The sequence below is a fragment of the Rouxiella sp. S1S-2 genome, assembly GCF_009208105.1.
Classification (GTDB): domain Bacteria; phylum Pseudomonadota; class Gammaproteobacteria; order Enterobacterales; family Enterobacteriaceae; genus Rouxiella.
The window spans coordinates 4,974,644-4,987,659 of the sequence record NZ_WFKL01000001.1; the positions used below are offsets into that span (position 1 = coordinate 4,974,644).

General features: G+C 52.0%; 15 protein-coding genes. 9 read left to right on the top strand and 6 right to left on the bottom strand.

Going from position 1 to position 13,016, the window contains the following annotated elements; translation table 11 throughout:
* Positions 1 to 54: 54 nt before the first annotated feature.
* From kdsC to npr, 9 genes are all read left to right on the top strand, one after another.
* The gene (gene kdsC, locus GA565_RS22730; protein WP_055774408.1) at positions 55 to 621 is read left to right on the top strand and encodes a 3-deoxy-manno-octulosonate-8-phosphatase KdsC; all 567 of its coding nucleotides are present in this window, start codon (positions 55 to 57) and stop codon (positions 619 to 621) included.
* Positions 618 to 1,199 (top strand): LPS export ABC transporter periplasmic protein LptC, encoded by a 582-nt coding sequence (lptC, locus tag GA565_RS22735; RefSeq protein WP_152201028.1) that lies wholly within the window; start codon positions 618 to 620, stop codon positions 1,197 to 1,199. The genes kdsC and lptC overlap by 4 nt, the downstream gene beginning before the upstream one ends.
* Positions 1,168 to 1,719, top strand: a complete 552-nt coding sequence (gene lptA, locus GA565_RS22740; protein WP_055774402.1) for a lipopolysaccharide ABC transporter substrate-binding protein LptA — start codon at positions 1,168 to 1,170, stop codon at positions 1,717 to 1,719. Before lptC ends, lptA begins: the two co-directional genes overlap by 32 nt.
* Before the next feature lie 6 nt (positions 1,720 to 1,725).
* Positions 1,726 to 2,451, top strand: a complete 726-nt coding sequence (gene lptB, locus GA565_RS22745; RefSeq protein ID WP_055774400.1) for an LPS export ABC transporter ATP-binding protein — start codon at positions 1,726 to 1,728, stop codon at positions 2,449 to 2,451.
* 46 nt (positions 2,452 to 2,497) lie between these two features.
* Positions 2,498 to 3,931: an RNA polymerase factor sigma-54 gene (rpoN, locus tag GA565_RS22750; protein WP_152201029.1), complete on the top strand. Its 1,434-nt coding sequence runs from the start codon at positions 2,498 to 2,500 to the stop codon at positions 3,929 to 3,931.
* Between the two features lie 23 nt (positions 3,932 to 3,954).
* Complete coding sequence (hpf, locus tag GA565_RS22755) at positions 3,955 to 4,242, top strand: ribosome hibernation promoting factor (protein ID WP_055774394.1); 288 nt, start codon at positions 3,955 to 3,957, stop codon at positions 4,240 to 4,242.
* An 81-nt stretch (positions 4,243 to 4,323) separates the two neighbouring features.
* Positions 4,324 to 4,794, top strand: a complete 471-nt coding sequence (gene ptsN, locus GA565_RS22760) for a PTS IIA-like nitrogen regulatory protein PtsN (RefSeq protein WP_055774390.1) — start codon at positions 4,324 to 4,326, stop codon at positions 4,792 to 4,794.
* 157 nt (positions 4,795 to 4,951) lie between these two features.
* Positions 4,952 to 5,806, top strand: coding sequence for an RNase adapter RapZ (rapZ, locus tag GA565_RS22765; RefSeq protein ID WP_152201708.1), 855 nt, complete (start codon positions 4,952 to 4,954; stop codon positions 5,804 to 5,806).
* A 28-nt stretch (positions 5,807 to 5,834) separates the two neighbouring features.
* Positions 5,835 to 6,107, top strand: coding sequence for a PTS phosphocarrier protein NPr (gene npr, locus GA565_RS22770; protein ID WP_055774383.1), 273 nt, complete (start codon positions 5,835 to 5,837; stop codon positions 6,105 to 6,107).
* Between the two features lie 58 nt (positions 6,108 to 6,165).
* Here npr and GA565_RS22775 read toward each other — a convergent pair whose 3' ends face one another.
* The 6 genes from GA565_RS22775 to GA565_RS22800 are packed head-to-tail and all read right to left on the bottom strand — an operon-like array spanning position 6,166 to position 13,016.
* Entirely contained in the window at positions 6,166 to 8,079 is a 1,914-nt protein-coding gene (locus GA565_RS22775; RefSeq protein ID WP_152201031.1) for a transcription antiterminator, read from the bottom strand.
* 15 nt (positions 8,080 to 8,094) lie between these two features.
* The gene (locus GA565_RS22780; RefSeq protein ID WP_152201032.1) at positions 8,095 to 9,294 is read right to left on the bottom strand and encodes a lactonase family protein; all 1,200 of its coding nucleotides are present in this window, start codon (positions 9,292 to 9,294) and stop codon (positions 8,095 to 8,097) included.
* Positions 9,295 to 9,350: 56 nt separating this feature from the next.
* Positions 9,351 to 10,091: a KDGP aldolase family protein gene (locus GA565_RS22785; protein WP_152201034.1), complete on the bottom strand. Its 741-nt coding sequence runs from the start codon at positions 10,089 to 10,091 to the stop codon at positions 9,351 to 9,353.
* Positions 10,088 to 11,206, bottom strand: coding sequence for a DgaE family pyridoxal phosphate-dependent ammonia lyase (locus tag GA565_RS22790; RefSeq protein WP_152201036.1), 1,119 nt, complete (start codon positions 11,204 to 11,206; stop codon positions 10,088 to 10,090). Before GA565_RS22790 ends, GA565_RS22785 begins: the two co-directional genes overlap by 4 nt.
* The gene (locus GA565_RS22795; RefSeq protein ID WP_152201037.1) at positions 11,190 to 12,329 is read right to left on the bottom strand and encodes an amidohydrolase/deacetylase family metallohydrolase; all 1,140 of its coding nucleotides are present in this window, start codon (positions 12,327 to 12,329) and stop codon (positions 11,190 to 11,192) included. Before GA565_RS22795 ends, GA565_RS22790 begins: the two co-directional genes overlap by 17 nt.
* A gap of 39 nt (positions 12,330 to 12,368) precedes the next feature.
* Positions 12,369 to 13,016 (bottom strand): DUF4310 family protein, encoded by a 648-nt coding sequence (locus GA565_RS22800; RefSeq protein WP_055774358.1) that lies wholly within the window; start codon positions 13,014 to 13,016, stop codon positions 12,369 to 12,371.

Here is a 13,016-nt window from a genome sequence, read left to right on the forward strand (position 1 = left end):
CGCGCTGCGTGAGTAAAAGTTTAAATGGCGATAAAACATTAAGGAATTGCCCGAATGAGTAATAGCGCAGCCAATGTGGATACCTGTTATGGTCCCGTTAGCGCAGAAGTGCTTGAACGAGCCAAAGCTGTCCGCCTGCTGATTTGCGACGTTGACGGCGTCATGTCTGATGGCTTGATTTTCATGGGAAATAACGGCGAAGAGTTGAAAAGCTTTAACGTTCGGGACGGTTATGGCATCCGCTGCCTGATTACCTCCGATATCGACGTCGCGATTATTACCGGGCGCAAGGCCAAATTATTGGAAGATCGTGCCAAAACTCTGGGCATTCGCCATCTTTATCAGGGCCAGTCAGATAAGCTTTTGGCCTTCCGCGAACTGTTAGATACACTGTCACTGCAACCCGAGCAGGTCGCCTATATCGGTGATGACTTGATAGACTGGCCAGTCATGGAGAAAGTAGGACTCTCGGTCGCGGTAAACGATGCACACCCTATTTTGCTACCCAAGGCGCATTATGTGACGCGCATAGCAGGTGGACGTGGCGCAGTACGCGAATTATGCGACCTGATTTTACTGGCGCAGGGCAAGCTGGAGGACGCCAAAGGGCTGTCGATATGAGCAAAATAAAGCGTTGGATAACCCTGGCACTGGGCCTACTGGTACTGGTGCTTGTGGGCTGGACGTTGTCGGATAGCACCGACAAGACGCCTGAGGTTGCCGTTAATAATCAGGATCCTACGTATCAGAGCCAGCATACGGTAACCGTAGTTTATGACCCCACAGGCAAGCTAAACTACCGGTTGGTCTCTGACGAGGTCAAATATTACACCACTGACTTGTTAACTTGGTTCACAAATCCAGTGGTGACCATGTATGACCAGAATGCCGTCGCGACCTGGACCCTTCGAGCCGATCGCGCCAAGCTGACCAATGATAAAATGCTGTATCTTTATGGTCATGTGCAGGTTGATAGCCTGACGCCGGCAACGTCACAGTTGCAAAGAATAAAAACAGACAATGCCCAGGTTAACCTGGTCACACAGGACGTAGCGTCAGACGACGAAGTCTTTATTTATGGTACCGGTTTTACCTCTAACGGCATGAAAATGCGTGGTAACTTGAGAAATAAAACCGCACAGCTGATCGAAAAGGTAAATACAAATTATGAAATTCAAAACCAAAAACAAAATCCGTAACCTATTGATCACGACCTCGCTGTTAGCGGTAAGTATTCCGGCGCTGGCATTGAAAACTGACACCTCTCAACCAATGACGATCACCTCTGACAATCAAGCGGTTGATATCAATAGCAACACCGTAACCCTGACCGGAAACGTTGTGGTGAAACAGGGCAGTATTCTTGTTCATGCCGACCGCGCGACCATCGTTCGCCCCAACGGGCAATCGGGTAAAGAAGTGGTGGAAGGTTTCGGTAATCCTGTAACCTTTTTCCAGATGCAGGATAACGGCAAGCCTATTAAAGGCCACGCATTGAAAGTACGCTATGAAGTCGACAAAGACTTAATTACGCTGACCGGCGATGCCTACCTTGAGCAGCTCGACAGCAACGTGCAGGGCGATCGCATTACCTATCTGGTGCAACAGCAGCAGATGCAGGCCTTCAGCGACAAGGGCAAACGTGTGACCACCGTGCTGGTTCCTTCTCAGCTACAGCAAAAGACCCCTGCTGCAGCAGGTCAGAAAAAGAGTAACTGATAACTTATGGCTACATTAATCGCAGAAAACCTGGCTAAAGCCTACAAAGGCCGTAAAGTCGTTGAAGACGTGAGTCTGTCAGTCAAGTCAGGTGAAATCGTCGGCTTATTGGGGCCAAACGGCGCGGGTAAAACCACCACCTTTTACATGGTGGTCGGCATAGTTCAGCGCGATGCAGGACGAATTGTGGTTGATGATGAAGATATCAGCCTACTGCCGTTACACACCCGCGCGCGCCGTGGGATAGGCTATCTGCCTCAGGAAGCGTCTATCTTCCGCCGCCTGAGCGTTTTCAATAATCTGATGGCCGTGCTCGAAATTCGCGACGATCTTAATAAAGATCAGCGTATTGCCCGCGCCAACGAGTTGATGGAAGAGTTCCATATTTCGCACCTGCGCGATAACCTCGGACAGTCACTCTCCGGCGGTGAACGTCGTCGCGTGGAAATTGCCCGTGCGCTGGCCGCCAATCCGAAATTCATTCTGCTCGATGAGCCGTTTGCCGGCGTTGACCCCATTTCAGTCATCGACATCAAGAAAATCATCGAACACCTGCGCGACAGCGGACTCGGCGTGCTGATAACCGACCACAACGTGCGTGAAACGCTGGACGTATGTGAACGCGCTTACATCGTCAGCCAGGGGCGCTTGATTGCCCACGGTACGCCAGCAGAAATACTGCAGGATGAACAGGTCAAACGCGTTTATCTGGGCGAAGCTTTCCGTCTGTAATTGGCACGCTTTATTTTATTTGTTGTTACGGAAATAGAACCAAGATATGAAGCAAGGTTTGCAACTCAGGCTCAGCCAACAATTGGCAATGACACCCCAGCTACAGCAGGCAATCCGCCTGTTGCAGCTGTCCACGCTTGAACTCCAGCAAGAAATACAATTGGCGCTGGAAAGCAACCCGCTGTTGGAACAATCCGACCTGCACGATGAAATAGACGCGAAAGAAACAACCGAAAGTGAAGCCCTGGATACCCGCGAAGCCCTCGAGCAAAAAGACATGCCCGAGGAGCTGCCGCTCGACGCAACCTGGGATGAAATCTATACCGCAGGCACGCCGTCAGGCACCGGTAACGACTACAGTGACGATGAGCTGCCGGTGTATCAGGGTGAAACGACTCAGACCCTGCAGGATTACCTGATGTGGCAGGTTGAACTTACCCCGTTCACCGACACTGACCGCGCGATTGCCACCTCCATTGTCGACGCCGTAGATGACACCGGTTATCTGACCATCTCGCTCGACGATATTCTTGAAAGCATTGGCGATGAAGAAGTCAGCATGGACGAAGTTGAAGCCGTGCTCAAACGCGTTCAACGTTTCGACCCCGTCGGCGTGGCGGCGAAAGACCTGCGCGACTGTCTGCTGATACAGCTCTCTCAATATGCCTCTGATACGCCGCACTTAACGGAAGCACGGCTGATCGTCAGCGAGCATCTGGACTTGCTCGCGAATCACGATTTTCGTGCGCTGATGCGTTCAACGCGTCTAAAAGAGGATACACTCAAGTGTGCGATGATGTTTATCCAGTCTCTGGACCCTAGACCCGGGCAGTCGATCAACACCGGTGAGTCCGAGTACGTCATTCCTGATGTGCTGGTACGTAAAGTGGGTAAAATCTGGACCGTAGAGCTAAATTCCGACAGCATTCCGCGCCTGAAGATCAATCAGCAGTATGCTGCGATGGGTAATTCGGTGCGTAACGACAGCGACGGGCAATTTATTCGCAGTAATCTTCAAGAGGCCAAATGGCTGATAAAAAGCCTTGAGAGCCGCAATGACACGTTATTGAAGGTCACACGTTGTATTGTTGAGCAGCAGCAGGCATTCTTTGACTTTGGTGAAGAATTTATGAAACCTATGGTGTTGGCAGATATTGCCAGCGCCGTGGACATGCACGAATCGACCATCTCCCGCGTGACCACGCAGAAATTTTTGCACAGTCCACGAGGGATTTTCGAGCTTAAATATTTCTTCTCCAGTCACGTGAGTACGGATACCGGCGGTGAAGCTTCATCCACGGCTATCCGCGCACTGGTCAGGAAATTAATAGCGGCGGAAAACCCCGTCAAACCTCTGAGCGACAGCAAGTTAGCCACTATGCTATCGGATCAAGGCATTATGGTGGCACGACGCACTGTAGCGAAATACCGAGAGTCTTTGTCAATCCCGCCCTCAAACCAGCGCAAACAGTTGGTTTGACCTCAACCGAGAAGGAAGACATTATGCAACTCAATATTACCGGACATCACGTAGATATCACCGAGCCTTTGCGCGAATTTGTGAATACAAAGTTTGCCAAACTTGAGCAATACTTTGACCGAATTAACCAGGTTTACGTAATATTGAGTGTCGAGAGAGTGCAGAAAGTGGCGGAAGCTACGCTGCACGTGAACGGGGGCGAGTTGCATGCCACCTCGGAACATCAGGATATGTATGCCGCTATCGATGGCCTGGTTGATAAACTGGCCCGGCAGCTTAATAAGCATAAAGACAAACTGAAACAGCACTGATCCCATAGGCAACTATCGGCTCGTTACTCTCAGGGTTGCGAGCCGATTGGTATTTAGGGGATGAGACTAAGCGAAAATGAGATGATCAACGATACAGCACTGCAGCTGACCTCGGTATTAAATGCCGAATGCACGAAAAGCAACGTTCACTGCGCCAGTAAAAAACGCGCACTTGAAATCATCAGCGAACTGGCGGCTAAACAGCTGAACCTCGCACCGCAGGTGATTTTTGATGCCATTCTTACCCGCGAACGCATGGGCAGTACCGGGATTGGTGCTGGGATTGCTATCCCTCATGGAAAACTTGAAGAAGACACGCTGCGAGCCGTAGGGGTGTTCATTCAGCTTGAACAGCCGATTGCTTTCGATGCGGTTGACAATCAGCCGGTTGACCTGCTTTTTGCCTTGCTGGTTCCAGCCGATCAATGTAAAACCCATTTACATACCCTCTCATTGGTGGCCAAAAAGCTCGCCGATAAAGCGGTATGCCGTCGCCTGCGCAGTGCGCAAAGTGACGAGGAACTGTTCCAGATTATTACCGAAGACGAGTAAATCGCGAAAATTACTCTTTTAAGTCAATACCCTATAAACATCTAGCTGCAGCAAGGCAACGACCAGGTGAATAGCTGGGCGCTTACCTACGTAAGTGACCGAGGAAGGTAACGCACCTGCAGTTAGGAAAACATGGGGTATTTTAGGGAGATAAATGATGGTGCTGATGATTGTCAGCGGCCGTTCTGGTTCTGGAAAGTCCGTAGCCCTGCGTGCGCTTGAGGATATGGGCTTTTACTGCGTTGATAACCTGCCGGTGGTACTGCTCCCCCAGCTCGCACAGGAGCTGGCACAGCGTAATACCTCAGCGGCAGTAAGTATTGACGTGCGCAACATGCCAGAAACGCCTGAAGTTTACGAACATGCCATGACTCAGCTGCCAGACAGCTTCTCACCCCAGTTGCTGTTTCTGGATGCCGATCGCAACACGCTTATCCGTCGCTATAGCGACACGCGGCGTTTACACCCTCTTTCCAGCAAAAATCTGTCTCTCGAAAGCGCCATCGATCAAGAGGCCGAGCTGCTTGAGCCTTTGCGCTCCAGCGCAGACCTGATTATCGACACCTCAGAGATGTCGGTGCACGAACTGGCTGAAATGCTGCGTACCCGCCTGCTGGGCAAACGCGAGCGTGAACTGACCATGGTGTTTGAGTCTTTCGGATTCAAACACGGCATTCCTATTGACGCCGACTACGTGTTTGACGTGCGTTTCTTGCCTAACCCACACTGGGATCCGAAGCTTCGCCCGATGACCGGCCTGGATAAACCCGTTGCCGCCTTCCTTGACCGCCATACAGAAGTTCATAACTTTATTTACCAGACACGCAGCTATCTCGAACAGTGGTTACCGATGCTGGAAACCAACAATCGCAGTTATCTGACTGTAGCTATCGGGTGTACTGGCGGGAAGCACCGCTCGGTTTACGTCGCCGAAGAGCTCGCCGATTACTTCCGCTCTCGTGGAAAAAACGTACAGTCACGCCACCGTACGTTAGAAAAACGCAAATCATGACGGTTACTCTTGATGACGGTAAAAAGCTATGTCGATAAAACAAAAAGTTGAGATAAAAAACAGGCTCGGCATGCACGCTCGTCCGGCAATGAAACTGTTTGAGCTGGTGCAAAGTTTTGAGTCGGAAGTGATGCTGCGTAACGACGCGGGAATTGAAGCTGAAGCCAGCAGCGTTATCGCCCTGCTGATGCTCGATTCTCCTAAAGGTCAGGAAATAGAAATCGAAGCCACCGGTCCCGACGAGGCCGAAGCGCTGGCTGCCGTACTTAACCTGATTAATTCAGGTTTTGACGAAGACTGATTTTCTCTGATTCGTCTCACAGGGCAGCCATTACTGCCCTGCCGTTCCTTTCACCGTTTTAAATTCTGCTCAAACAGTCAATGGCAATTGCCTTGAAACTGTCAAAGTCTTGACTGCTTAACAGTCGGCTCATTGACCTCTCACGCACGAAGGTGACAAACAGGTCATAGATGGCCATCGCCTCCTCGTAGTCCGCCTTGCTGATCGCCAGCAGGAAAATAACGTGTGCCGTTTCGCCCTCACCCCATTTAATGCCCTGTGGGGAAAGCACGGTGATCACCACGGTTTTTTTCGCCAGCAGGCCCAATGAGTGCGGCAGCGCGATACCTTCGCCGAGCATGGTCGACACAATTTCTTCACGCTCGACCACCGACGGATAAAACTCTTCATCGACATAGCCCTCTTCCTCAAGCTGAGAGCAAATCTTGCGGAAAAGCTGCGCCTGCGTCATCGGCTCATCAAGGCGCATAAAATGGCGTTGATCGAAGAATTTCTCGAGCATATACGGGCGCGTGCGATCCACTAGCACCAGCTTACCGAGCTGTTCCATCTGATATTCGGTAGGAAAAGGCGAAAGCACCACCACCGGCTTATTGCGCTCGGTTACGCGGGCATTGGCGATAATAAAATCTTCATCAATGTGCTGAAGCTTTTCATAATCGCGCAGTGAGATTATTTGAGTAATAACAATTTGTGGAAACTTCCGGCTAATCTGTGCCTGGATCATACGAATGGTGGAATTACCGGTGTCGCACACCAGCATCGCCTGCGGATGGCGTTGGTAGCCAATGTTGTAGTGCCGCTCTAGCCCAACGCCAATGTGCAACACCAAGAAGCCGATTTCATTTTCACTCAGACTATATGGAGTGTATTTCCCCCAGCTTGATACCGCCGCCAGCGTCACATCATAGGCCATCGGATAGTGCTGCTTAATATTATTAAGCAGCGGGTTAGGAATATTAATCTGATATTTAACCCGAGTGATCATGGCCTTGATATGCGTCAGCAGGTCCGAGCGAAGCTGTTTATCGCCTTGCAAATCATAATTATAGTGGGCATTGATGTACGACAGAATGTAATCGACCAGCGATTCCTCGTCATCGGCATTAATGTCGGTAGGTAAAATGCTCTGCACCCGCCGCACGGCAATATTTACCCGCAGATAGGCCTCTTCGGCGGCAGGGATCTCTTTGCCGACCATTCTTTTAAGTTCGGCGGCCAGTTTTACCGAAATTTGCTTAACCGCCGGTTCTTCCTCTTCGGCGTCAAAGTCGGTCAACGGATAACCGCCGGCGATGCGCTTCACGGCCACCGCGCAGTAAAGGATCAGATACTGCTCACCTTCATCGGTCAGTTGAATCGACGACTGCGTCAACAGCTGGTGCATAAAATCGGTCAACGGCAGTAGAGCCTCGGACTCGAGGCTCTCGGCTTTAAGAAAGGAGCTGATTTGATCGTCATTGTTTAGCTGAAACAGCAGGTCGGTAAGGCAGGCGCGGATCGCCAGCTCAGAGCCGAATAGCTTCATACCATAGCGCGGCTTAGTCTCAATATTTAAATGATAGCGGGCCAGATGCTCACGCACCTCCGGCATATCATTTTGCAGTGTACCCCGGCTGACGAACCATTCGTCGGCCAGGTCTTCCAGCTTTAATGAAAATGATGAGGTCAAAAAACGGATCAGCAGTCGATTAACCCGCTCTGCCGCACTGCGCGGCGTGGGGTTGGTCGATTTACCGGGCTGTTGCAGAATAGAAAACAGGGCAGCATCTTCAACTTTCAGCTGATAACCGCTGCCGCGGTTGTGTACAAAGCACGCGCCGTACTGCTGCATAATTTCATTGAGCGCAGTAATATCGGCACGCACCGTGCGCGTGGAGACTTCCAGACGCTTTGCCAGCTCATCCTGCGGCAACGTTTCCGTCTGTAATGCATCAAACAGTACTGCCAATCGTTGGTAAGGAAATCTCACGTAAACCTTCTGTTTTCAGGGCACCATCACCATCTGCGACGGGCTGCCAACCGCAGTATAGTCGTCTACAAAAATTAATTTTCCGCTGCCACTCTCAACCTTGAAGCGAGTAATATTGTCACTGCGCTGATTCAGGGCATAAACAAATTTGCCGTCAGCTGACAAGGTCAGCGTGCGTGGATAATCGCCACGCGTCCAGAACTCATCTGCCCAGCGCATTTCGCCGCTGCCGGTGACAGTAATCTGCGCAATGCTGTTGTGTAAACGGTTGGCAACGTACAAGTGCTTGCCATCTTTACTCAACACAATACCGGCGGCAAAATTAGTGCCTTTGAAATTCGGTGGAAGCGTTGAAAGGCTGTGCAACTGCGTTAAGGTGCCCGTTGCCTTGTCAAAATGATAGCTGGTCAGCACTGAAGCTTCCTCATTGACCAGGAATACCACGTCACCGTTGGGATGAAACACAAAATGACGCGGCCCAGCACCGGCGGATGAGGCATTGATAAACGCCGGAGCGTTGGCCTCAAGCTGGCCATTGGACGGGTTCAGCTTCCACTGATAAATACGGTCCAGCCCGAGGTCAGTCGAGAATACATACTTACCGCTGGGATCGGTGGCAATCATGTGCGCATGCGGGCCATTGTGGTCACTGATGGCAAAGCTACCCTCAGCTGCGGCGGCAGGCTTACCCGCACCCGCAGGACCTTCGTCCTGATGCACCGAGCTGGCGTCTCCCAGCTTGCCACTGCCGTCTATCGGAAACGCTGCCACAATACCGCTGATATAGTTGGCCACCAGCAGGCGATCGCCACTCGGCGTTAACGATAGATACACCGGCCCCGCCCCCTGAGAGTCCACCTGATTAATCAGACTCAGGCTGCCGTCTTCGGGATTGATATGGTAAGCGGCCACAGAGCCGTGCTTGCCGCCGTTGTAATTATCTACCTCACTGCCGATGTACAGCGTTTTACCCCCATGGCCCACCACCATCTGCGCCTGGTTTGGCAATTTGCTGACCAGAACTTTGTCACTGAGGGCTCCGGATTTGGCGTCTACCTTAAAGCGATAAACTCCTTCACCGTTCGGGTTGTAAGTACCTACGTAAGCGTAATGTGCTGTCTCGGTTGTCATTGCCTTCTCTGCTGCATACAGCGGCATGGCAGAAACTGCCATCAGCGCTGAGGTTAAACCTGAAATACGTAGCCAGTTTCTCATAGTTCCTCTTATGCTTTTAATGGAAATAACAACTACTTACAACCTGAAAGTGCAGATTAACCGATCAGGCGCTTAACGCTGGCCAGCAGCGTTCTCACATCCTCAGGACGCGTATTGCCGCTGGCGCTGTCGATAATAGAGCTATAGATGTGCGGAATGATTTTGCTGACGCCAGCTTCAAGGGCAATTTCCATTATCGCGTCGAAGTTTTCTAAATCGATGCCGCCGGTGGGTTCGAGCCAGAAGTCCTGTTCGGCACAGGCGCGGGCCACGAAGGCAAACTCCTCACGCGTTTTCAGACCGCCCATTGGGAAATATTTCACTGAGCTGCCACCCATGTCTTTCAGCAGGGCGATTGCCGTGTCGACCGGCACTATGCCGTCGTTAGCGTTCGAGCTGAGCGGACCGGTAGATATTTTGACGAAGCCGACTTTACCGGTCGGAGAAATCAGGCCATTGACCACGCTCTCGTTCTGACCCAGCAGTGCACGACTGGTGCCTACGCCGGTGAAAACCTGGTTTACATGTTGCGGCTGAACCTGCTGAGAAATCTGACTCACCATCAACGACTGGCGCGGATCGCCCGCCCCCAAGCCCACGGAAAGCGCATTTTCAATTAGCGCGGCGTACTCTTTCATGTCGGCGACGGCGCTTGCCACATCGGCATAATTTTTTGACAACACGCCGACCAGCACGTGGCCTTCTGCGGCCTCGTAAATGTCGCGGGCATTGTCTTTAGAACCGGCCAATACGTTAAGGCAGACACGGTCGCGATAAAAATTCGGGGTCAGCTTCATGCTTTCTCTCCGCTAAACAGAACCTTGAAACACTGGGCAACAGTGACCAGCTGTGAGGGGGTTACGCTGCGCACGTCGACGTCAATTTTTCCTTCGTTGGCCCGATAGCCACGGAAGTAGATCGCAATTTCACCGGTTTTCATCGCATCGACGATAGCTTTGGTTTTCCAACCAAGCACCGCCTCGTCAAAGGTGATTTCAGTACGGGCGATGTCGCGACCTGCGCTGTCCCAAACCACCTGCGCCGATACGCCGTTCAATGCGTTAAGGCTGCTGATAAACGGTGTCATCTTGTCGACCATTTCCTGACCGGTTGTTTTGGGCTGGGTAATATAGCTTTCAATCGCCTGAGTCAGACCGAGGATGCCCTCTTTGCCCACTTTCATGGCACGACCGATGCCGCCAGACTGCAATTTCACCCACTCAACGTACTGTTTTTTGCCCAGCACCAGTCCGCTGGTCGGGCCTTCAATCGCCTTGGCACCGCTGTAAATCACCAGGTCAGCGCCCATTTCGTAATAACAGGTCAAGTCCTCTTCCGCTGCGGCATCCACGATCAGCGGGATATTGTGCTCGCGCGCCACGTCGGCGGCTTCGGCAACCGATAAAATACTTTTCTGCACCGAATGGTGTGACTTGATATACATAATGGCTGCGGTACGCGGAGTGATGGCTGCGGCCAGCTGTGCGGCCGAACATTCGTTGGCATAGCCCGCCTCTCTCACTTTGCCGCCGCCCATCGTCACCATGGTGGCGACCGGCGCACCAAAGTTAACGTTGTGGCCTTTCGGCAGAACAATTTCGTTTGGCACAGTCAAGGGTTCGGCGTGCAGATTTTCAAGCAGCCAGGCATCGTCTTTAACGATCACAGCGGCGACTGACTGGGCGATACCGGCCGAGGCGCAGGAAACTACAACCGAACTTTCAACGTTGAGCAGTTTGGCGATATAGGCACCGGTTTTATTCACCAAATCCTTCATCTCGAAGAAATGGTTTAAACCCGTATTGACCACCTCAGCCACGTCGGCGCGCGGGGTAGACACACCCAAAATAGTCATGCGGCCTGAAGCGTTAATGACTTGTTTTAAATCGTACTTTTCATAGATTGAAGACATTTTTTGACTTCCCTTCATCTGTTAATAGCAGCTCACCGGCAACGATTGCCGCCAGCGGCACCAGAATGCGGTCACCCTCGACCGTCAGACCTTCCGAATCGATAAATACCTGCGGCACATGCTCAATATCAAACAGGGTTAAATCGGCATCACAGCCCACGTCAAGACGACCTTTGGCCGGCAAGCGCAGCGCATCGGCGGCGTGACGCGTGACGCAGTCGATTACCTGAGGCAGCGAAAGGCCCACGCTAAAGAATTTGGACATCACCGTCGCCAGGCTGTGCACCGGTCCAGCCAGCCGATTGCGGCAATAAATATCGGAGCTGATGGTGTGCGGAATGATGCCCTGTTTAATCGCGATTTCAGCCACGGCGAAGCTAAAGCTGGCCGAGCCGTGCCCAACGTCAAGCAGCACACCGCGCTCGAGCGCGCGTTTTATTGCCTCACGCAGCTGCCCTTCAGGGGTTAGGATGCGGTTAGGTTTGCCGTTATAGCAGTGGGTGATAATGTCGCCGGACTCGAGCACGTCGGCAATTTCATCGAGATTGGGTGGATTATTACCAATGTGCACCATCAGCGGCAGACCGCCGTTTTCCTGCTGCATCTCTTTGGCAATAAACAGCGGTGTGATGCCGTTTTTACCGACCACGCTGCTGCTCATGCGCGCTTTAAGACCGATGATAAAGTCAGGATTATTCGCCATCGCCTGACGCACGCCGACTTTATCTATCTGACTCATGTCCGCCAGTTCGTTTTGCGTCACGATACCGGTGCGGGCAATGTTCAAAAAAGCGAAGACGTTGGTTTTGGCATCACGGGTGATTTGATAGAAATCATCGACGTCATTGGCGCCGGTGCTGCCAGCGTCAATGACCGTCGTCACCCCGCTGCCAACGCCCACCAGGTCAGGCTCGTCGTAATAGATTGGTGATTTTGCATAGCAGTGAACGTGAGAGTCGATCCAGCCTGCGCTGACCCAATATTGGCCCTTGAGATCAAGCGTTCGGGTGGCGGTCGCCTCTGCGGCAAGCTGACCTACTGCGGCCAGCTTGCCGTCCAGAATGGCGATATCAGTCAGGCTGCCGTCTGCATTTTTTGCCTGTCTGAGGATCAAATCATACATACGACATGTCTCCTTAAACTCTCTATCAATAACAATCTGTTATAGCGAAATCGGGAAGATAGCACCGAGGATCATCGCGCCAAGAATAGCGCCACCGGTCAGCGGTTTTTTCCAGATGTAAAACACCAGCGCGCCAAGCAACGAACCCAGACCAATCGGAATAGATGCCGCCATGGCAGAAAGAATAATCAAAGGTCCAAGGAAGCGGCCTGTCGCGTTACCCGCGCCCATCATGACGTCGGCACCGTAGGTAGAGTTACCCTGATTGATGGTAAATTTACGAGCCAGAACAATGATGTAACCTACCGCCAACCCTAAGACCAAGCCCGTCACCAGGGAGGCCGCGAAGTTAGCGACCGGGAAAACGATGCCCGCACCAAGCAGCAGCGCAGGTACGCCGAGGCCAATACCGGTCTGAATGGCGCCACCGATATCAAGAATACCGACCAGTGAACCTTCAATGATGCGCGCAAACAGGAAGCTGGCACCGAAGGCAGCTACTGCGCCATAAACGCCAGTGTCCATCCCCGAACGCAGCATCGAAACAAATGCCACTTCGTTGAATGCACCAATGCCGTACAAGTAGTACATGTGCGTACCGGCAAACACACCGGCAGAGAGTAATCCGACAAAGATCGGGAACGACCATTCGGCGTACCAGAAACCACTTTTGGCTTGTTCTTCCAT

What these genes read in the sequence shown, in the direction of transcription:
- kdsC (WP_055774408.1), top strand. Translation starts at nt 55, where the DNA reads ATGAGTAATAGCGCAGCCAATGTGGATACCTGTTATGGTCCCGTTAGC.
- lptA (WP_055774402.1), top strand. Translation starts at nt 1,168, where the DNA reads ATGAAATTCAAAACCAAAAACAAAATCCGTAACCTATTGATCACGACC.
- lptB (WP_055774400.1), top strand. Translation starts at nt 1,726, where the DNA reads ATGGCTACATTAATCGCAGAAAACCTGGCTAAAGCCTACAAAGGCCGT.
- lptC (WP_152201028.1), top strand. Translation starts at nt 618, where the DNA reads ATGAGCAAAATAAAGCGTTGGATAACCCTGGCACTGGGCCTACTGGTA.
- GA565_RS22790 (WP_152201036.1), bottom strand. Translation starts at nt 11,206, where the DNA reads ATGTCTTCAATCTATGAAAAGTACGATTTAAAACAAGTCATTAACGCT.
- hpf (WP_055774394.1), top strand. Translation starts at nt 3,955, where the DNA reads ATGCAACTCAATATTACCGGACATCACGTAGATATCACCGAGCCTTTG.
- rpoN (WP_152201029.1), top strand. Translation starts at nt 2,498, where the DNA reads ATGAAGCAAGGTTTGCAACTCAGGCTCAGCCAACAATTGGCAATGACA.
- GA565_RS22795 (WP_152201037.1), bottom strand. Translation starts at nt 12,329, where the DNA reads ATGTATGATTTGATCCTCAGACAGGCAAAAAATGCAGACGGCAGCCTG.
- rapZ (WP_152201708.1), top strand. Translation starts at nt 4,952, where the DNA reads ATGGTGCTGATGATTGTCAGCGGCCGTTCTGGTTCTGGAAAGTCCGTA.
- npr (WP_055774383.1), top strand. Translation starts at nt 5,835, where the DNA reads ATGTCGATAAAACAAAAAGTTGAGATAAAAAACAGGCTCGGCATGCAC.
- GA565_RS22780 (WP_152201032.1), bottom strand. Translation starts at nt 9,294, where the DNA reads ATGAGAAACTGGCTACGTATTTCAGGTTTAACCTCAGCGCTGATGGCA.
- GA565_RS22785 (WP_152201034.1), bottom strand. Translation starts at nt 10,091, where the DNA reads ATGAAGCTGACCCCGAATTTTTATCGCGACCGTGTCTGCCTTAACGTA.
- GA565_RS22800 (WP_055774358.1), bottom strand. Translation starts at nt 13,016, where the DNA reads ATGGAAGAACAAGCCAAAAGTGGTTTCTGGTACGCCGAATGGTCGTTC.
- ptsN (WP_055774390.1), top strand. Translation starts at nt 4,324, where the DNA reads ATGATCAACGATACAGCACTGCAGCTGACCTCGGTATTAAATGCCGAA.